Raw genomic sequence first — 20,062 nt, 5'->3', positions numbered from 1 at the left:
GGAGACCCATGCACGATTGGAGCCACGACCTCGCCGCCGCCCTGGCCAGCGGCGACGGCGCCGCCATGAAGGCCGCGTTGTCGGACCTGCCGCAAGACGTGATGCGCCGTGCGACGCCCTATCTCGAAGCCCAGGCCATGCGCCATCTCGGCGCTCGGCGACCGGACCTGGCCCTGCCTTACTACGACCAGTTGGTCCAGGCCGAGCCCGACCAGCCCGGCTGGCGCCGCGATCGGGCGCGTGTGTATCTGGCGCTGGGGCGCGCCACGGAGGCCCTGGCCGACGCGCGGTACGTGGTCGAGCTGGCCCCTGACGACGCGCTCGGCCATCTGCTGCAGGCCGAGGTGCACGAGCGGCTGCAGCAGTGGGGCGCCGCGCACCAGCTGTATCGGCAGGTGTTGTCCATCGAGGGCCTCCAGGCTGATGTGCAGCGGCGGGTGGTGTCGCTCGAAGCCGCGGTGCGAGACCGGGCCGCGGCTTCGCCCCCGCACGCGCCGCCTGCGCCGGCCGGGCCAGCCGCCGTGCGGACGGAGGGGCCGGCACCGCCCGCCGACCTGGCGTTCGACCCCGCGCTGTTCGAGGATGCCGCGCTGCCCGCTTCGGCTGGCGATGCGATGGTGAACGGGCTCAAGCGGCATCTCGCGCGGTACAGCGCGCTGCGCCACGTGGCCCACACGCTGGTCCGCCTGGAGGACCCCGTCTGGATGGGCGCGTGGGATCGCGCGCTGGCGACCTTGGCGGGCGGCCGGGTGCTGTTGCGAGGCAGTGAGCTGGGGGTGCTGGGCGCAAGGAGCCTCGAACAGGGCGCTGCGTCGGTGCACCTGCTCGAGGCCTCTCCCCTGGAGGCGCGCATCGCGCGCGGTGTGTTGCAAAAGCAGTTGCTGAAGCAGTGGCATGCCCGGCATGGCGCCCAGATACCCCAGTGGTCCGAAGAGCAGCGGCGCGAGTCCTTCGAGGCCCATACGCAGCATGTCGAGGTGGTGGCGGCCGACGAGTCGAGCCTGGCCGAGCCGGACTGCGACGCCGTGGTGTTTGCTCACCTCGACCACGCCTTGCTCGGCACCGGCATTGTGAAGGCGGTGCGCCAGCATCGGCGGTCCGGCACCGGTGCGCAGGTCCGGGTGCTCCCGACGCGGGCGACGCTGTTCGCGATGGCTGTCCAGTGGGTGTATCCGGGGACCGGATATCGCCTGGAGCCCGTCGAGCGGCTCCGCTGGAGTCCGTATCCGCAGGCGCTGGAGCTGTCGTCGGAGCATTGGAGGCCGCTGACGCCGGCCGTCCGCCTTGGTAGCATCGATTTCGAGGATTTCGCCGAGACGGTGTGGGACGTGCCGATGCCGGTCGTCAGCACGGGCAGCGTCGAGGCGCTCATCTTCTGGTACGAACTCGATCTTGGCGGAGCCTGCCTCGACAACGCGCCCGGCAGCGCGCTGTCGTGCATCAAGCCGGGTGTGCAGTACACCGATCCGATCGAGGTTACGCAGGGAGGCGAACCGCTGTCGCTGCGGGTGCATGTCAACGAGAACCGCCTTTACCTGCAGACGCAGCCGCCCGCGACGCGGTTGCGAACCGGCAGCTTGCCGTCGTGGTACCTGCGGATGTTGGGAGACAGGCGGCGCAATGACGCCTACCAGGCGTCGTTGCTGCGTGCCATCGGCACCCGTCCGTGCGAACTGGCGCTGGACATCGGCGCGGGCTTTGGCCTGTTGTCGATGATGGCCGCCGAGGCGGGGGCGCAGCACGTGCTCGCCTGCGAGGTCGACCCGGAGATGGCTGGCGCCGCAGCCGATGTGATCCGGCTGAACGGCATGGAGGACCGCATCACGCTGCTCCACCAGGACTGCCGCGAGGTCCGGGTGCCTGACCACAGCCCCCGGCGTGCCGACCTGGCGGTGTTCGAGCTGTTCGACTGCAGCCTGATCGGCAAAGGGGTGCTGCGCCTGCTCGCCCACGCACGCGAACACCTGCTGACCGAGCACGCAGGCTATCTGCCGATGGGGGCCCGGATACGGGCGATGGTGGTCGAGTGCCGGCTTGACCAGGTCCTCGGGGTCGACGTGAATTTGCTGAACCCCTATCGGTTCTCGCGGTCTTTCATCAACGTCGACGCGGAACGCCTCGCATACCGCGCCTTGACCGCGCCCTTCGACGTGTTCAGCTTCGATTTCTCCACCGCCACGCCGACACCCGAAGAGAAGACGCTCGATGTTCCCTGCGTCGCCGACGGCACGGCAGGCGCGGTGTTGTTCTGGTTCGACCTGCAGATGGACATCGCGAGTTCGCTTTCCAATGCGCCAGGCAGCGGCATGCCGCTGCACTGGAAGCAAGGGCTGCAGTGGTTGCCTGAACTGCGCGTCGGCCGCGACGTGTCACTGCCGCTGCTGGCCCGCCACGACGGCAGCGGCTTGAGCTTCCAATGGCGTGCCGACGCGGTGCCGCGGGACGCATGGTCGTCGCTGCCGCGCTTCGATCCGCACACGGTCGCGGCGGAGGCCGAGCTGGAGCAGCACACCGCTGCGCTGCTGCAGCATTGCCTGCAGCATCCCGACGAACACCGCCAGGTGGCAGCGCTGGCGCAGCGTTTTGCCATCGAGCCGGCGAGGCATGGTCTGGATCCGTCCATCGCCCAGCGCTTTGCGGCAATGATCCTGGGCATCTAGGGGACGTGCCCATGTCGGCGCTTGCCGGAACCCTGTCTGGCGCGCTCTCGGCGGCGCCAGGCTCGCCAGGAGCCGCCATGCCGCCATGCCACCGGCACGACGGTGCGGCTCGCCGCCTTGCCCGCGGGGCACGCCAAGGGCGCGTGCGACGGATGGCGTGCCGTCCTGCCCGGGCGCAGTCGCACCATCACTTTCCTTCTGGAGCGATATGAAAGAGCTGAACAACAAGGTTGCCGTGATCACCGGAGCGGCCAGCGGCATCGGGCGCGGCATGGCCGAGGTCTTCGCCGCAGCGGGCATGCGAGTCGTGTTGAGCGACGTGGAGCCATCGGCCCTGGATGCGACGACCCAGGCCTTGCGCGACGCGGGGGCCGATGTGCACGCCGTCCGATGCGACGTCTCCAAGGCCGATCAGGTCGATGAACTGGCGCGGCAGACGCTGCGTCGGTACGGCGCGGTCCACGTGCTGTGCAATAACGCGGGAGTCGGCGTGCGTGCCGGCCCCAGCTGGACCAACAGCCTGCAGGACTGGCACTGGATCCTCGGGGTCAACCTGATGGGCGCAGTGCACGGCCTGCGATCGTTCCTGCCCATCATGATCGAGCAGGGAACCGAAGCCCACATTGTCAACACTGCGTCGACCTCAGGGCTGATCTCCGACGACAACACGCTGTACGGGGTCAGCAAGTTTGCGCTGGTTGCGTTGTCGGAGGGGGTGTACTGGGAACTGCGGCACGGGCGCTACAAGCCGAAGATATCCGTCCTGTGCCCGGGATGTGTCGACACCAACATCCTGGCCTCGCAGCGCAACCGGCCGGCCGAGCTGGCCGGCAGCACGCCGGCCGCCATCGATCCGGTGGCGGTCGCGGTCCAGGAATGGTATGCCGAGCAGCTAAAGCAGGGGCTGAGTCCGCGCGCGGTCGGCGAGCAGGTGCTGGCGGCGATACGGGACGAGCGCTTCTACATCATGACGCATGCCGAGGAATACCGTCCTTACATCGAGCGCAGGATGAAAGACGTGCTCAGCGGCAACAATCCCACCTTCCTGCCACCGCGCGGCATCGCGTCACTGATGCAGAAGCTCAACGCATTGGCCGGGCGGTAAGGCCCCTTCGGGCCGCGGCTTGCGGCCCACCTGGGCCGGTGCGAGACCGGCGCGTCGACAAGCGGCGCGCACCGGCGGCGCGCCCTGGTGCCGCACGGCCCGACGCTGGCGGTGGCGGCCGGCGCCCCGCGCGGCGGGACAGTCGCAAAGGAAGGCCATGGCATGCTGGCCGGCCCCGGCTCCCGGCGAAGTACCCGTCGGTGGAGTCGACCGCGCCGAAGATGGTGGCGTGCCACAGACGCTGCTGGAATGGGTGAAGCGGTCGGAGATCGATGTGGGCACGCGCGCGGGTACGACGACCGCCGAGGCGTAGCGGGTGAGGGAGCCGAAGTGCGAGGTCAAGGAGCTGCACCGAGCCGACGAGATCCTGAAGCTCGCCAGCGCGTATTCCGCGCCCGCGGAGCCCGAGCGCCGCACGAAGCCTTGAAGGCGTTTGTCGAGATGGATTGGCATGACTTCGGAGTCGAGCCGATCTGCTGGGCGTTGGAGATCGGCCGTCGGGCTACTGCCGCCATGCGGCTGGCCGGTGGCAGCCGCGCCGCTGCACGCGCAGGGAACCGGTTCAATCAGGAACGACATCTCTCAGCTCAGCCGCCGCGAAACACCAGACGTACCGGCTACTGGGGGAGGAGTCTCCACTCCGAGACGGCAGAACCCGCGTTTCCCAGTTGCTGCTCAGCGGCAAATGGCTTGAGACCGCCAGCCTCGCAAGACGAGCGCAGGCCCGCATGAGGATCATGGTGGGCTGCTTGACTGTGGCGGTGAACTGACGAAACTCTGGGTGCCTGCTGCCAGGCAGTGACGACACAAGGTTGGCACCGCCAAGCGACACGGCGTTATTCGATCTTCCCTGCCTGTACCTGCCTGGCAGGTTGACCGATCAATCTTCCAGATCCGCCACCGCACTCGCCGCTCATGCCCATTCGCCGCTCTCTTCAGTTCATCGCGATTCTCGTCGTATTGATGGTTTGCGGGCGCTTTGGCGCCGCACTCTATCTGTTTTCGCTGGAGGATTATTCGCCCGTGCCGGGGTCGCTGACGTATTACCTTGGCCTCTCGAGCTTCATTCGGCATACACCAGTGCCATCTGATGCGTTGACAGTGAAGTATTTCGGCTCTGTGGGAGATGGCACGAAGCTGCCGCAATCCGAGGTGAGCTACCAAGTTGACGTCAGCAAAGCAGACGCTGCTTGGGCCGACATGAAACGGTACGCCGATGAGAGCGGGTTCTCCTATAAGGCTGGAGGGCTTGACGCTTCCGAGCAGCACGATGCAACGCTAGTGAAGAAGGCCGAATTCAGCTCACCGCACGAAGGAGCCTTGACCTTGACCCTGACTCACGACCTCGCGACTCAAGCACTACGACTACACATGACGCATTACGACTAGGGCCTGTTCGAGAAGGTCAGCCGAAGGCTGAACCGTCCCCAGCTCGCCGGAGAGCAGGAGGGCGCAATCAAAGCATTTGGCGCCTATCAAGCACAGCGCAGCAGAGTCCGATGCGCATCGAAAGAAGCCAGGGAGGTTTCATCTCAACTCCAGCGCACGTTCAAGCCGTAGGCGTCCGGTCTGGGCACATTGATCCAGTCCCGCTGGCGTTGGAAAGTTCCCACTATGGACATAGTGGACGCTAACAAGAGTGGCAAGAGCGCAGCCGACACGCCTTGTAAGCGACGCCCGCATGCTGAGGAATTCAAGCAGACGGTGGTCGATGCTTGTCGGGTACCGGGCGCCTCGCTTTCGGGCGTCGCGCTCAAGTATGGGGTCAACGCGAACCTGGCGCGGCGCTGGTGCAAGGAGCGACCCGCGGGTGTGCAGGCCCTGCCGCCCGCACTGCTGCCGGTGAGCGTCTGCAATCGGGCACCGAGGCCGACGGTGGCTGCGCCAGCGTCCCCTATCGAGATCGTGACCCAGAGCGTCCGCATCATCGTGCCGACTCACGTCGACGCCGGCACGCTGCGCGAGGTGCTGAAGGCCGTGAGCGAGGTCTATCGCTGATGCTGGGCCCGCCGCCGAACACGCGGGTGTGGATCGCGGCCGGCCTCACCGACATGCGCAAAGGGCTTCGAAGGCTTGGCTGCACTGGTGCAGACCGCATTGACCGACAACCCGTACTCCGGCCACGTGTTCGTGTTCCGAGGCAGGCGCGGCGACATGATCAAGGTGCTGTGGTTCGACGGCCAGGGCCTGCTGCTGTGGAGCAAGCGCCTGGAGCGCGGGCGCTTCGTCTGGCCGCAGGCCACCTCCGATGCCGTGTCGCTCACCCCGGCCCAGCTGTCGATGCTGCTGGAGGGCATCGACTGGCGGATGCCGGCTCGGACCTGGCAGCCCGAGATGGCGGTGTGAGGTGACCGACGGTCAACGCGGTTGCGACGGGACCGGGCCGTTGGCACAGTACAGTCCGTGGCCGCGATCTCCGTCGAAGACGGCGAAGCGCTCAAGGACCGCCTCGCCCAACGCGATCGCGAGCTGCTGCTGGAGCGCCCGCGGGTGGAGATGCTGAAGCTGGAAATTGCCCGGTTCAGGCGCGACAAGTTCGGTGCCAGTTTGGAGCGGCTGGAGCACCTCGAGCAGCTGGAGTTGCTGGTCGAAGACCTCGAGACCCGGTGCAGCGCGCTGCCGGACGGCGAGGCGCAGAGCACGGCGGCGTCGACCCCTGCGCATCATCCCCCTGCACGCAAGCCACTGCCGCCACACCTGCCGCGCGAGACGGTGCGTCACGAGCCTGCGTGCAACTGCAGCGACTGCGGCGGCGAGCTCCGCTACGTCGGCGAGGATGTGGCCGAGGTGCTGGAGCTGGTGCCGCAGCGCTTCAAGGTGGTCCGACACGTCAGGCCGAAGTACTCCTGTCCGCGCTGCCAGACCCTGACCCAGATGCCAGCGCCGTGTCGCCCGATCGCTCGCGGCTTGGCCGGCCCGAACCTGCTGGCACACGTGCGGGTCAGCAAGTTCGCCGACCACCTGCCCCTGTACCGGCAGAGCGAGGTCTACGCCCCCGAGGGCGGGGAGCTGGAGCGCTCGACGTGGCGGACTGGGTCGGCAGCGCGTCGCGCCTGTTGGAGCCGTTGATGGACGCGCTGCGGCAGTACGTACTCAGCGCCGAGAAGCTGCACGCCGACGACACACCAGTGGCCGTGCTCGCGCCAGGCAAGGGACGCACGAAGGCTGGGCGGCTGTGGGCGTACGTTCGGGACGAGCGCTCCACGGGCAGTCAGCTGCCGCCAGCCGTGGGGTTCCAGTACTCACCCGACCGCAAGGGCGAGCGGCCACAGGAACACCTGAAGCGCTTCAGCGGCATCCTGCAGGCCGACGGCTATGCGGGCTTCGAGGCGCTGTATGAGCAAGGCCGGGTGGTCGAGGCAGCCTGCTGGGCGCACGCGCGCCGCAAGTTCTTCGATTTGCACCAGGCCACGAAGTCACCGCAGGCCCATGAGGCATAGCGACGCATCGGCGAGTTGTATGAGATCGAGCGGCACATCCGGGGCCGGTCGCCTGACGAGCGGTGGCGGGTGCGGCAGGAGCACGCCGTGCCGAAGCTGCAGGCACTGCGCAGCTGGATGGACGGCGTGCTGGCGACCACCTCGTCGAAGTCCGAACTCGCCCGGGCCATTCGTTACTCGCTGGGCCGCTGGTCTGCGCTTTTGCGCTACGCGCAGGACGGGCGGGTGGAGATCGGCAACAACGCCGTCGAGCGTGAGATCCGGGCAGTGGCCCCTGGCAGGAAGAACTGGTTGTTCGCTGGGTCTGATGCAGGAGGCGAACGGGCGGCCACGTTCTATAGTCTCATCGGAACGGCCAGGCTGAACGGCCTGGACCCGCAGGCGTACCTTGCGCATGTGCTGCAACACACCGGCGAACATCGCGCAGATCGGGTGGCGGAGCTGCTGCCGTGGAATGTCGCCTGCCTACTGGTTCGCAACGGCGCAGACGAACTACAAGCGGCCTGATGTCAAGGCGTCGGCTGGAGACGCTTACACCAGCTCCTGCCCAGCGCCGCGGGCTTCGCACCGGTTCCCTTTCCGCTTGCCGAGACGTGTCTGTGAAACCGGTTCCAAAATGTTGCGCCTGGACACATCGACCTCACGTAGGCTCCCGCGCTGGTCCACCCACAGGAGCAGGAGACATGAGACTAAAAGTTTTGCAAAAGTCGCTGGTGATGCTGATGGGCCTGGTGCTCTCGCCTCTGGCGATTGCCCAGAGCTGGCAGCTTGTCTGGCAGGACGAGTTCAACGGCAGCATCGGCCCCGACTGGGTCTTCGAAACCGGCAATGGCTCGAGCGGGTGGGGCAACAACGAGTGGGAGTACTACCGGCGAGAGAACGCGAGCATTGAGAACGGCAGTCTGGTGATCACGGCCAAGCGCGAGGACTTTGGCGGATTCCGGTACACCTCGGCTCGGATGAAGACGCAAGGCCACAAGACCTTCAAGTACGGGCGTGTCGAAGCGCGCATCAAGCTGCCCACTGGCATGGGGCAATGGCCGGCGTTCTGGATGCTGGGAGCCAATATGCCCAGTGTCGGCTGGCCGGCGTCCGGAGAGATCGACGTGATGGAGCACGTCAACACCGACCCGCAGGTGTACGGCACCATCCACTGGCAGGACCACACCGGCAAGTACGCACAGTACGGTGGCCACACGCCTGCCAACGTGACCGACTGGCATGTCTACGCGGTGGAGTGGGACGCCAACGCCATCCGTTGGTACGTCGACAACAACAAGTATCACGAGGTCAACATACAGAACGGCGTCAACGGCACGGAGGAGTTTCACAGGGATTTCTTCCTGCTGCTGAACTTCGCGATCGGTGGCAACTGGCCTGGCTTCAACATCGACGAGACTCGCCTGCCTGCAAAGATGTATGTCGACTACGTTCGCGTCTACTCGCAGGGTGGTGGGGGTGGCGGAAGCACCGGGGTGGCCACCGCCTACCAACACTGCAACTACGGTGGGTACGGCGTTCCGCTGGCAGAAGGGCGGTATACCCTGTCGCAGTTGCGCGCGATGGGCGCGGCCAACGACGACCTCTCGTCACTGCGGGTCAAGCCGGGCTATCAGGTGACGCTGTACTCGGACGACAACTTCGGCGGCCGCTCGCTCACGAAGAAGTCCGACTCGGCCTGCCTGGTCAACGACGCCTTCAACGATCAAGCCTCGTCGATCGTCGTCTCCAAAGACGCAGGAAGCGGGTGGAGCTATCACGTCGAGGCCGAGAGTTTCACGGCACAAAACGGCATTCAGACGGAAGCTTCCTCCGAAGGTGGCCTGAACGTCGGTTGGGTCGACAGCGGTGACTGGTTGTCCTACGGCGCCATCGCCTTCCCGACCAGCGGCACCTACCGCGTCGAGTACAGGGTCGCAAGCGGCAGCGGCGGGGGCATGCTATCGCTCGACCTGAACGCGGGCAGCACCGCGCTCGGGCAACTCGCGGTGCCGGCCACCGGTGGCTGGCAGAACTGGACCACGATCTCCCACGTGGTCCACATCAACGCCGGCACCTACAACCCTGGCATCTACGCCGTCCAAGGCGGCTGGAACATCAACTGGGTGAAGTTCACCAAGCTGTGATCCGACGCACGGCAAGGGGGCTGCGGCGCCGTCGGTCAACTCGTGCTGAGCTGCGAGACGCGCTTGCTGAATTCACGGTCAGCATCGTCAGCGTGAGGGGGTAGACAAGTCATGTTGACTTCGTTTGCCGATCTCGCAGGCCAGCTACGTGAGGTCCACAATCTGGCCCGCTGCAAGCTTTGACGAATCGCTCGCCGTCGCCAGAACGGTATGCGTCCGCCGGTCACATCTTGACCGGCGGACGCATACCAGCGAGGAGCGTCCCAGCAAATTGCCAGTTCTTGTGTCCCGTGGCCCAGGGCCTGATCTGCCGTTCGTGGAAATTGTTGTCGATGGGCACGGCGGGACCAGCGAGGTAGCGCGTCAGCGCCGCCCACAGGTTCAGGCTGTAGTCCATGGCCTTGGCGGTCGCTGAGCCATCGGGCGCCTTCGGCCGGAACTCCATCAACCACTTGTGCAGGACCTGCGCCACCGGCGCCGCGCGCGTTCGTCGCTCTGGCAGCCCATCTTCGGCTGGCAGGTTCTTCACCTTCCGCTCGATGCCGCAGAGCTGCCCGATGAACTCGATGGCGGTAGCCGCCAGGGTGCTCTTGTTGGCCAGGTGTAGCTCCACGAACTTGCGGCGGGCGTGGGCCATGCAGCCGACCTCGGTGATGCTGCCGTCGAGGAACAGCGCCTTGTGGCCGGCCAGCCACGCTGACGAGTTGCTGCCTCATCGATGGACTGTGGGCCATTTGCCGATGGCATTGCTGAACGCGGCCGCTGCCGCAAGTTCGAAGCTCACTTCGTTCGAGTCGGTAGGGTGGCATGTGCCGCCAACTACTTGCACAGACAATCCTTCGCTACTGAACTGCCGTACTTGGCTCCTGGTTCGAAAAGGCGAACGATACCGCGCTCTACGGAAAGGCGGAAGACGCCGGGGATTGCTTCCTCGGAAACTTCCCACGTCACTAAAAGTGCCTGAGGCGTCTCCAGGCAATCGACTTCCAAAACGACGTGGCGAAGCGGCCGATGGGGCCACTCTGCCTAATGAAGCGACCCTCGCCTCGTGCTGACGGGCCGCAGCGCAAACGCTTCATCGAACCTTCCGACATCAGAAGCTGCAACCGCTGGATTCTAGAGTCGCTGCAGAGGTACTTAACCGCAGTCAAGACGGATTGGCCGTACGCCTACTTCAAGCCGGCCTCATCTACAGCTGCAATACAGCCTGAACCGCGGTACGGTGCTGGGGCCGCTTCCTGGCAGACGGCGAGGCCAGTGGCCATAAAAACCATCTCGAGAATCAGTTGCGCCCCTGGGCGATGAGGCGCAAGGCATGGCCGTTTGCAGGGAGCGAACTGGCGGGCCAGCGTTCGGCCATCGTCATGAGCTTGCTGCAGGCTGCCAAGCTGAATGAACACCATCCCTGGGCCTACCTCAAGGACGTGCTGGCTCGACTGCCGACATGTCTCAGCCACCGAACCGAGGAGCCGCTGCTGCACCGCCGGAGCCCGGCTCTCTGACCGCCATCGGCGTCGTAGTCAAAACGCGTTGCCGGCGGTCGCATACGGCTCATCGGTGCTCTCGAACAGCTCCCGTGCTGGTCAGTTTCGGACCACGCCGCCTCTAGTCCGGAGGGTTCATCCAACGAACGCGATGGTCATACTTGGCTTCAGACGCGAGGAGTGCACTTCACAGTGACGACGCTGGGCGCAATTCTTATCGAGCCTCAGCGGAAGTTCGAACGCCGGATCGAAGCTTCGCTGCTCGCCCAGCAGGCGGCTGAGCGCTTCTCCACTGCAGCGCGTCCGGTAGACGGACGTGCTGATGTGGAAGAACGACTGTGCAGACCTGGAAGGCAGCAGGCTATCTCGCGGTCTTGTTTGCGATTTCGTCCAGCATGATTTGGTACAGGATGCGCGCGCTGAGCTTCAGATCTTCGATCGGCGCGCCCTCGTTCAAGCCGTGGAGATTAATCGGTGGCCCGAACCCCAAGGTGAAGAGCGAGCCGGCCGCTACAAGATTGACCTGCCCTTTCGCATCCGTGCCCCCGCCGATGGCTGCCAACGGCATCGGTGCGCCGACCGCCCGTTCATAGGCGGCGCTGATCCGTCGGAACCGCGGGCTCTGCGGGTCGCGCACGTCGGGCGAAGCGGCGTTCACAGTCGTCACCGTGACGGCCTGACCCGGCCGGTCCTGCTGAAAGCGGCTTACCAGTTGCCCGAAGACATCGGGGAAGATGCTGGTGCCCGGCAACTGCCCCTCGGTCTTGCCGTCCCACGCCACGCTGTGATGGCCGAGGGCATAGCGGATGTCGATCCTGAGGGTCACATCCTGCGGGCTGGTCGTGACGCGCGTCAGCGCGTAGGTCGTTCCGTTGCCTTGCTCGAAGACCTGATCGTGGCGTTCGAGCAGGTCGGGATGCTTCTCGCCGAAGACAGTCGTGCCCCAACCCCAGGCCATGAACTCCAGCATCCGGCCGACCCCGTTCTGCGCGAGCGTCCCGTCGTCCACCAGGTGAGCAAGAAAGTTCGCGAGCGAGACGACCGGACTCGCTCCCTTCGCGCGGTTCTCATCCGGCACCGACCCGTGTTGCGCGCCGATGACCTTGGTGGTCAGGACCACCGCCTTCGCGTCGCGCGACACCTCGAGCGGCGCTCGCCGATACTGCGGATCATCGAAGCCGTATTGCTGGTAGAGATCGGCGACGTTGGCCGCCAGGCGGTCGAGCGCGGCCTCATCGTCGCCGTTGATGCGCGCAGTCACCGTATCCGGGATTTGATTTGTGGCTCCGGGGGCGCTGTTGAAGGCCTCGATGAAGAGGCCGTTGCTCGGCGCCGCGCCGAGCGGGACGGTGAAGATTGGCCGCTCAACTCCCTTCTCGGCGCGAACCGTCCAGGCCGCGTCGAAGACGATGCCGAAATCGGGCACGCCGACCTCCTGGAAGTAGTACGCGGTCGAGAAGTCGGTCTCCTCGGAGGTGTCGAAGATCAGTTCGATCGCCAATCCGTCGAGTGCGTTGGTTCCGTCGTAGAGCTTCGCCAGCGCCCGCATCACGATGAACCCGAGGACGGCTGGGCCCTTGTCATCCACCGCCCCTAGGCCTACCAGGAAGGGCTGGGCTGCGCCGCGGTAGTCGCGAGTCTCGACACGTGGCTCGAAAGGCCGCCAATCCGCATTGCCGGGTGGCACCGTGTCAAGGTGCGTCAGGATCGCGACCTTCTTCGGCCCGCTGCCGAGACGGAACCCGAACACCCATTGGGTCTGGGACGGGCCCTCCCGGCGCCACTCGAACGGCTCGAGCTTCAGGGTTTTCTGCCCCCGATTGAACTCTTCGGCAAGCCGCATCAGGTAGTTGCGCGCGCCCGCCAGGTTGTCGACCATCCGCTGCTCGCTTTTGGGGTCTTCCGTACGGTACGTCTGCAGCGTGACGAGGTGGCTTGCCTCGGAGACGAATTGCTGCGCCAGCATCCGTTCCAAGAACGAGCGGCTGTTGTCGCCATCCGAACCGCCGCACCCAGCGAAGAACACAAGGGCAGCGACAGCCAAGCGAGCGTGATGCACAAGGACGCGTTTCATGCAGCGAAGCATAGACTGAAATGCGTGCGATGTGTTCACATTGCACGCTTGCTGGCCTATGACGCACTCATTGCAGCCGCACCGCTGGCATTGCTCTACCCGACGTCCGTGTCCGTCGTCAAGGCGTCGGTGGTGGGACGCTTGCGCGCTCTCCCAGTCGCGCGGCGGACTTCATTCCGCTCGCCCCTGTCGTTGATGGTCGAGTCGCATTCGCATTCCTGCAGCCCAATCTGTCACCAGGGCTCTCTCGGAGGTGCCGCTGAACGGCGACAGCACGTATTCGATGGACCCTGCGTTTTGCGGTCTTGATGCCTGTGCCAGAGGATGTGTTATCCGGGGCGACATCAGCGTGCCAGGGCCTGTTTGATAGGTGAGCCGCTCCCGCCGAGGCTGAACGGGCATAGGTGAAGAGCGGAGGGACGGATGGCTCGTCATCTTCATGAGCTGCCCGATGCTGAGTGGGCGGTGCTGGAGCCGTTGTTGCCACCGAACAGAACGGCGGGGCGACCGTACGGGGAGCATCGCCGGATGCTCAATGCCATGCTGTTCCTGTTCGGGTGCGATCGGCCCGAGCGTTCCGGTCGATAGCAGAAGGTGTATTCGCGCTTGCAGCGGTGGTGGCGATGTGGGTTGTGGAACCGGATGCTGCAGGCGCTGCAGACCGCACTGGACGTGGCCGGGCGCCATCCAATGGTTGCTGTGGTTGTAGACGGCTCCGACGTGCGCGCGCGCAACGCGGCGGCTGGCGCGCAGAAAGAGTTGCCCGGGTGCGCCTAGACGGTGCGCGCAATGGTGTTGGCCAGCGCGCTGGCGGCGACGTTCTTGTTGCGACCCGCTGCCACGTTGGAGACCCAACCCCGCGGACCGGCCTTCTGCATTGCGCGTAGATAACGGATCTGGCACCGTGGATCAGCAGGGTGCGCAGGTACACCTCGCCGCGCTTGCTCATGCCAAGGAGATTCTGCTTGCTGCCACTGGAGTGCTGGGGTGGTACAAGGCCCAGCCAGGCGGCAAACTGGCAGACACTTCCCCTCTGGCACATCGATGCCGCTATAGGGGGGCGTCCATCCCATTGCTTACCTCAAGACTGTGCTTCAGAGGACACAACCGAGTAGCGACTTGGGCCGTCACGCCCAAGCGTCGGGACCTGCAGTGGCGCCGGCTCTTCGCGACGCGTCCATTTTTGGTTCCGTCGCTGCCGCCATGCCATCTGGCATTGCGCCGTGATTCCGATCGTGTGACTGGACGAAGAACCCGCTGGTGTGTACCGAACCGCCACCTGCGACTCGCAACTCGCAACTCGCCATGGTCGCGGAAGACGATCACGGTCGTCAGGTGGGGCGTCGTTGATCACTTCGATGCGGCCCTTGTTCTTGTGCAGCCGCGCCAGTGCGTCGGCCTCTATGCCGAGCCAGGGAGTCACGATGCGAGCATGCGGTCCGTCGAGAACAAGCGTTGCTTCGCACTCACGTACCGTCTGTACCACTTCCGCAGCGTTGGTCGCGAGATTCTGCAGCGCCGGCTCCCATAGTCCGCATCCCGCATTCGAAGTGCATCTCGGTCCATCGCAGCCGCTGTCGAACGTCAGCATCCATGCGCGCATCTTAGTCGATCGATGTCCCCGAATACGACGCTTGAGCACGCCATTCAACGTGGCGAACGCCGAACAGGGCTAGCAACTTCCGTTCTAGTATCCCGGTGGAGAAATATCCTGCGAGGAGCGCTCCAACATCCTTTTTCGGTCAGTACGGGAGTAGCACGCTAGTGCTGCTCACTCCACACCAAACTCGGATGAACAACTACGCCCGGCTTTCGGAACTGGCAATATTCGTTCAGCACCACAGGCAGCAGCTTGCTAATGGCGGCGTGAAGCGAAAGGATCCAGACTCCGTCATTCACACGACCCTGTCGACCTGGCGCATCGGGTAGCGCACACGGTTGATTTCCGCGCCGAAACACCTAAGGTCTGCCTGGGGCTTGCGCGGCGCTCGCGCCTCGCGCATGACTCTCCAAAGGTCCATTTGCCCTGGTCCCGCCCCTCACGGCTGGCGGCGCATGGAACGCCTCCGGCGAAGGGTGATCGAGCGACGGCGAATGAACCCTTCGACCAACTTTGCTGGAGTGATGAACAATGGACGTTCGAAGCAAGATCATGGCGCTGACCCTGACTGCATTCGCTGCCGGGTTTTCCTCGAATGCGCACGCGGTTGACTATGTGGTGGACCTCAGTGCACTCGTCGGCGGAAGCTGTTCGTCTTTTGGCTCCGAGTGGCAACAGTTTGCTTACGACGGCGCTTCCAAGATCATATTCTGCAAGAAGCGGAGTTCTGTGAAGCCGCCTCTTGGGGTAGTGGACGTGACAGGAATCTATCCCGGGCGCGGTATCAGTTGCTCGTCGGCGTTCGGTGCTACGTGGAAAGACTTTGCGTTTGACGACCCGGCGAACCTTCGCTATTGCGCCAAACTGGGTGACGTCGATACCAGCGAGAACTACGTCGAAGACATTAACGCTGCCGTAGGTGGGAGCGATGTATGCAACCGGTTCGCGGGCAGGGGGTGGGATCCCGTGGTCTACAACGGTCACTCCAACATCACCTTCTGCGCGAAGTTCAGGTAGTCGTGATAGGGGCGTCCTGCCAGTTCATTGATCTCCTCCGTTCCGTCCAGGGAGCTCGGCCTTGCCACGGCGCACGCCCTGCAGCCCGAGCTGGCGCATCAGCCGCTCGACGGTGCAGCGAGCCACCGCGACGCCTTCGCGGGTTGAGTTGGCGCCAGACGTTCTCGGCTCCGTAGACCTGCATGTTGACTTGCCAGACACGCTGCACCGCGGCAGTGGGCTCGCATCGCGCCGGGCTTACAGCCAGCACAAAGCCGCGCTACGTTGACGTGCAGCATGACGTCGGTACGCCAAGGAGGCGATCTTCAGGACGCGACAGATCGACTCGACCCCGAACCGCATTCGATGCTGATCGACGAAAGCCTTCAGGACCTGGTGCGGCGGTTGAGCTCCACCTGGGCGAAAAACGCGATGGCCAGCATATCGTTGGCCTCGCGCAACTCGCGCTCCAGGTCCTTAATGCGCTGGGCGTCGGCGGTCGAGACGCCATCACGCCGGCCGGCGTTGACCTCGTGCTATGTAAACCAGGCGTGCAGCGTCTGCGGCATACAGCTGATCTTGCCGGCGATGGACTCGATGGCCGCTCACTGCGACGGGTACTCGGCGAAGTGCTCCAGGACCACGCGCGCGGCGCGCTCAGGCGCCTCGGAAGAAAACTTCGGGGACTTCTTCATGGCTCCATTCTTCGGAGTCGGAGCCTCCACGAATCCCGGGGTGATTCATGGTGTCGTGGAGGCTTGGTGCACGGACGAAAACGAGAGCCGTCCTTGCCGCGCTCTCAATGACCTTGCGTTGGCCGAATACGCCTGTAAGACCAAGAAAATGGAGCCAGCCTAGCGACTCCACGGGCCGCGAGGCCAACCCTTCGGGTGGCTCGAAGAGCCCAAGCGGATCACTTCTTGGCACGCCGCCGTACGCCCCCCGCCATCAGCCCGAGGCCGGCCACGAGCAGAGTCCAGGTCTGCGGCTCAGGGACGGGGGCGGCCGCGACGGCGATGATGCCGGGCCGGGTGAAGATCTCCCCGTGGAAGAGCGTCGCCGACGCGGAGAACGGGATCACCGGACCAACCGCTGTACCTTGGAACCAGTATCGATAGCTCGCGTGCACCGTCGGATCGTCAGCGACGCCCTTGGTGAAGGTCAGCTCGATCTGGTCGCCCAGCGTCGAATCGAGAAGGGCCGTGGCCAAGCGTTGCGTCGTGCCGCGGAACTCGCGGTCGAACAGGCCGAGGCTGGGGGCGCCTGTGGCGCGGTCCTTGAACACCTGCAGGTCAAGCACGTCGTTCCAGCCGGTCTCGCTGGAGTTATCAAAATCATGCAGGCGTAAGCCATAGCTGTTGGCCTGCGCTGTCGCTCCAGGCGTGACCAAGTCGAAGAGCGCCGAGACCGTGAAAGTGTGATGCAGCTTCAAGCCTCGGTCGGCGGTCTCGGGTGTGCTCTGCGTGTTGACGTTCAGGTAGGCCGCCTGGAAGAGGATGCCTTCAGGCCGGCCCGTGACCGGATTCATGGTCGCTACGCCACGGTGGGAAGGATCGAGCGTTAGCTTGCCGCTCGATTCCTCGCCTGCGAAGTCGCCCACAGTGTGGCTGTATCCCGCGTTCGGCGAATTGATGAACGTAGTACCGATGGGAGGCGCGATGCCGTCGTTGTACTCGTCGAGGAAGATCGGAATGCCGTTGCGCTCGACCGAGAGCCGATCGATGCGGTACTCGACGGCGCCGACTCCCGAGGCCATTGCGGCAAAGGCGCTTGCGGCAACCAGCTTTAGTGCAGCGACACGGCGGCGGTGTTTCACGCCTTCTACACAAAACGACATCTTCATGATTCTCCCTCGCGTGAGGTCACGATTATCCCCGAATGAGCGCGGTCTTCCCTGAGTTCAGAGCGCCTCGAATTGCGGGGGGTGGCAGTGTCCGTCCTGGGATTCGCGACTGTTGCAACTTTTGAGAAGATCGGGCCGTCAGCTTCCCGATCCAGTAGACAGTTGAATCAGTGGCCTAACGGGGCCGCCTGGTCATTGGCGTCGGCGCTTTCAAGCCGGAAGTGGCGGGGACTGGTAGGCGCGCGCTCGACGGAAGCGACCTTCACGCCGATGCTCCGGTTGGAGCACGCCATGAAGCCGGTGACCTGCTGCAGGCCGGCGTTGACCGGTCTCGCGTCGTTTCCCTGGGGGGCGCCCTGCACGGCATCCGGACCTCAGCGGCCCCTTCGCCGCCAAGAGAGTAGGGGCTGCCATTGGGACCTCGCGAGCTTCCGTGTGGCGTTGCGCCATCTGGGTTTCGGCGCTTCAAAATGAGATCCAAGCACCGACACAACCGCTGAAACCACGCCATGCTGAACTTCATTCGCACGATCCACACCATAGACGCCCACACGGGCGGCGAGCCGCTGCGCATCCTGGTGTCCGGTATGCCCCCCGTGCCGGGCCACGACATCCTGCAAAAGCGTGCCTGGCTGAAGACATACCGTGACGACCTGCGGCAGTTCCTGATGAACGAGCCACGCGGCCATGCGGACATGTACGGCGCCTACCTGCTGCCACCCACCTCCGCACAGGCTGACTTCGGCGTGATCTTCATCCACAACGAGGGCTACAGCGACATGTGTGGCCACGGCATTATCGCCCTGGGCAAAGTCGTGGTGGAGATGGGCTACGTGGAGCGGCAGGTGCCGGTCACGCGCATTGGCTTTGACGCACCGGCCGGCTTCATCGAGGCCCATGTCGAATGGGACGGCTCCCGCGCCGGCGCCGTCACGTTCAGGAACGTGCCTGCATTTATCTTCCAGCGCGACGTGGAAGTTGATACCCCGAGCTTCGGTCGCATCGTCGGCGACATCGTCTTCGGTGGCGCCTTCTACTACTACATCAACGGCGAGCAAGCAGGGTTGGAGATCAAGCCGGAACTCGTTCGCTCCTTGATCCAGCTGGGGGCCGAGACCAAGACGGCCGTCAAGTCGAAGGTCACCATACAACATCCGCTGGAGCCCGGGCTGAATGAACTGTACGGGACCATCGTGGACGGCAGCCCCAACTGCGTGGGCGTCGACCAATCCAACGTCTGCATCTTCGCCGACCGGGAAGTCGACCGCTCACCGACCGGCACTGGCACCTCGGGACGCGCAGCGCAGCTGTTCCTGCGTGGCCGGCTGCCACTGGACCAGGACTACATCAACGGCAGCATCGTTGGCAGCCGCTTCAGCGTGCGCGTGACGGAGGCGGTTCCCGTGGGGCCTTTCGACGCTGCGATCACCGAGGTGACCGGCACGGCCCATATCAGCGGCTTCAACCAATGGGTCCTGGAGGAGAGCGACCCCTTCCCGTTGGGCTTCTTCCTGCGCTGAGGCGAGTGGCCCACGCGTTCGCTGCCGTACCAGAAGAAAGAGGTGCGGGCGTTTCGAGTGCGCGAAAGAGGGCTTCCACCGACCGCCGGGTGGGCTCAGCAGGATCCACGGCCATTTGTCCTGCAGGAGGTGTGGGGCACGGCCTCATCAAGCAGAGCCACCCTCGGCGCGAACAGCAAAGCGCGCCAGCCGACGGCCAGCTGCTGACGAGCCATCGCCTCGCAGTCGGGTGCATTCGGCAATGGCGAGGCCGGGGTGGGACGCGACGCAGGAAGAATCAGTGCCACTCAATACAGCATGGTGGCTCTCCTGAAAACGACGGGCCTCCGGCGGCAGGCGAGCTGCAGCGAGGCGGGCCAGCTGAGGCGACACAGCGGCAAGCGTCCGCTCGCCTTCATGAACAGGCCCGCGGCGCTTGGCGATCTGCAAGTGCAGCGCCCAGCCATCACCGAGCGAAACCACAAGCCGCAGCGGTGCGGCAGAGGAGTCGCGTAGCGCGATCGCCGGCCGCATCAGGAAGATCGGCATCTCGGCTTGGGCTGCGCAGCTCGGCAAGCGACCGATCTGCGCGGGCCGCGTCGGGGGCAACCAGGCGAGCACCGTTCCAAGGCCATCGGCTTTGGCGGCCTGCTCCGTGGCCCGCAGTCGCTCGGCCCGTGTATCGGCCCGCACCCGCACCAGGTGCCTCTCAGGCAGCCCCACCAGACGCAACCCGGGGCAGTAGGGCGCGTGAGGCGTGCCCACCAGCCACAACGACCGTTGCGCACTCGCCAGGCGGCTCTGGGCGGGACTGAGCAGCGCCGCTACTCGGCCGGGCTGTCCTGCGGCCGCAGGAGCTCGGCGACGCCGCCGCAGGGCCAACGGCCGCCCAGCACTCCGCGTCCAACGCATCGAAGCCTGTGCTCGCTGTGCACCGTTAGCTGCGGGCCAGCTGCGTCCCGCGTCGCAGCGAAGATTCAATCGCCGGATCAAGCGATCCCCAGAACGCCTCGGCGCACCGCCGGAGTGCGACGGGGGAGGGAAGAAGCGGCGGCGGACATGCGAGCATCTGTCTCCATATGCAGTATTCCGCTGCTCCGTTCTTGTTGAGTCAGGCGGATGCCTCCACACGCGGCGCGGCAAGAGCCGCACGCCGTTCCTCAGCAATGAGGCGCCATGCTGCTGCGGCGCAGCATTTCACATCTTCGAGAAGGTGGGCACAGGTGACTGAACTA

Annotated in this window: 11 protein-coding genes, 6 pseudogenes and 2 other annotated features; of the genes and pseudogenes, 11 read left to right on the top strand and 6 right to left on the bottom strand. The window is 65.0% G+C overall.

Features of this window, described 5'->3' with window-relative positions:
* Positions 1–8: 8 nt before the first annotated feature.
* The 6 genes and pseudogenes from N7L95_RS29100 (at position 9) to N7L95_RS29075 (ending at position 9,331) form a co-directional block, all read left to right on the top strand.
* Complete coding sequence (locus N7L95_RS29100) at positions 9–2,660, top strand: methyltransferase domain-containing protein (RefSeq protein ID WP_301261096.1); 2,652 nt, start codon at positions 9–11, stop codon at positions 2,658–2,660.
* 157 nt (positions 2,661–2,817) lie between these two features.
* Positions 2,818–3,765, top strand: a complete 948-nt coding sequence (locus N7L95_RS29095; protein WP_301261095.1) for an SDR family NAD(P)-dependent oxidoreductase — start codon at positions 2,818–2,820, stop codon at positions 3,763–3,765.
* A 381-nt stretch (positions 3,766–4,146) separates the two neighbouring features.
* Positions 4,147–4,262, top strand: a sequence feature (AL1L pseudoknot).
* 418 nt (positions 4,263–4,680) lie between these two features.
* Positions 4,681–5,154 carry a hypothetical protein gene (locus tag N7L95_RS29090; protein ID WP_301261094.1) on the top strand — a complete coding sequence of 158 codons (474 nt, stop codon included), beginning with the start codon at positions 4,681–4,683 and terminating at the stop codon, positions 5,152–5,154.
* A gap of 608 nt (positions 5,155–5,762) precedes the next feature.
* Positions 5,763–6,111: pseudogene (gene tnpB / locus N7L95_RS29085) on the top strand (IS66 family insertion sequence element accessory protein TnpB).
* Between the two features lie 57 nt (positions 6,112–6,168).
* Positions 6,169–7,712: pseudogene (tnpC, locus tag N7L95_RS29080) on the top strand (IS66 family transposase).
* Between the two features lie 176 nt (positions 7,713–7,888).
* Complete coding sequence (locus N7L95_RS29075) at positions 7,889–9,331, top strand: carbohydrate-binding protein (protein ID WP_301261093.1); 1,443 nt, start codon at positions 7,889–7,891, stop codon at positions 9,329–9,331.
* A 241-nt stretch (positions 9,332–9,572) separates the two neighbouring features.
* Here the strand turns inward: N7L95_RS29075 and N7L95_RS29070 are convergent.
* A pseudogene (locus N7L95_RS29070) lies at positions 9,573–10,019 on the bottom strand (IS66 family transposase); the annotation flags it as partial.
* Positions 10,020–10,569: 550 nt separating this feature from the next.
* On the opposite strand from N7L95_RS29070, the pseudogene N7L95_RS29825 reads away from it, so the two are divergent.
* Both N7L95_RS29825 and N7L95_RS29820 read left to right on the top strand, forming a co-directional pair.
* A pseudogene (locus N7L95_RS29825) lies at positions 10,570–10,668 on the top strand (hypothetical protein); the annotation flags it as partial.
* A gap of 27 nt (positions 10,669–10,695) precedes the next feature.
* Entirely contained in the window at positions 10,696–10,833 is a 138-nt protein-coding gene (locus N7L95_RS29820; protein ID WP_435870130.1) for a transposase domain-containing protein, read from the top strand.
* A gap of 343 nt (positions 10,834–11,176) precedes the next feature.
* On the opposite strand, the gene N7L95_RS29060 is transcribed toward N7L95_RS29820, so the two are convergent.
* Positions 11,177–12,889, bottom strand: a complete 1,713-nt coding sequence (locus N7L95_RS29060; protein WP_301261092.1) for a M20/M25/M40 family metallo-hydrolase — start codon at positions 12,887–12,889, stop codon at positions 11,177–11,179.
* Positions 12,890–13,312: 423 nt separating this feature from the next.
* Between N7L95_RS29060 and N7L95_RS29815 the strand changes: the two genes are divergently transcribed.
* Positions 13,313–13,477, top strand: a complete 165-nt coding sequence (locus tag N7L95_RS29815) for a transposase (RefSeq protein WP_435870129.1) — start codon at positions 13,313–13,315, stop codon at positions 13,475–13,477.
* Positions 13,478–13,662: 185 nt separating this feature from the next.
* Here N7L95_RS29815 and N7L95_RS29050 read toward each other — a convergent pair.
* A pseudogene (locus tag N7L95_RS29050) lies at positions 13,663–13,904 on the bottom strand (transposase); the annotation flags it as partial.
* Between the two features lie 1,137 nt (positions 13,905–15,041).
* Between N7L95_RS29050 and N7L95_RS29045 the strand changes: the two are divergent.
* Positions 15,042–15,506, top strand: a complete 465-nt coding sequence (locus N7L95_RS29045; protein ID WP_301261091.1) for a hypothetical protein — start codon at positions 15,042–15,044, stop codon at positions 15,504–15,506.
* 60 nt (positions 15,507–15,566) lie between these two features.
* Here the strand turns inward: N7L95_RS29045 and N7L95_RS29040 are convergent.
* Positions 15,567–16,180, bottom strand: a pseudogene (locus N7L95_RS29040) (IS3 family transposase); the annotation flags it as partial.
* Positions 15,801–15,917: a sequence feature (AL1L pseudoknot), on the bottom strand. (Overlaps the previous pseudogene by 117 nt.)
* A 218-nt stretch (positions 16,181–16,398) precedes the next feature.
* Entirely contained in the window at positions 16,399–17,328 is a 930-nt protein-coding gene (locus N7L95_RS29035) for a PEP-CTERM sorting domain-containing protein (RefSeq protein WP_301261090.1), read from the bottom strand.
* Positions 17,329–17,837: 509 nt separating this feature from the next.
* Here N7L95_RS29035 and N7L95_RS29030 point away from each other — a divergent pair.
* A complete protein-coding gene (locus tag N7L95_RS29030; protein ID WP_301261089.1) occupies positions 17,838–18,848 on the top strand; it encodes a proline racemase family protein in 1,011 nt (336 codons plus the stop codon).
* A gap of 147 nt (positions 18,849–18,995) precedes the next feature.
* Here N7L95_RS29030 and N7L95_RS29025 read toward each other — a convergent pair whose 3' ends face one another.
* Positions 18,996–19,376: a hypothetical protein gene (locus tag N7L95_RS29025; RefSeq protein ID WP_301261088.1), complete on the bottom strand. Its 381-nt coding sequence runs from the start codon at positions 19,374–19,376 to the stop codon at positions 18,996–18,998.
* Between the last annotated feature and the right edge of the window lie 686 nt (positions 19,377–20,062).

Source organism: Eleftheria terrae (genome assembly GCF_030419005.1).
Lineage (GTDB): Bacteria > Pseudomonadota > Gammaproteobacteria > Burkholderiales > Burkholderiaceae_C > Caldimonas > Caldimonas terrae.
Note: the sequence above shows the minus strand (reverse complement) of the source record. Positions and strands in the feature narration are given on the sequence as shown.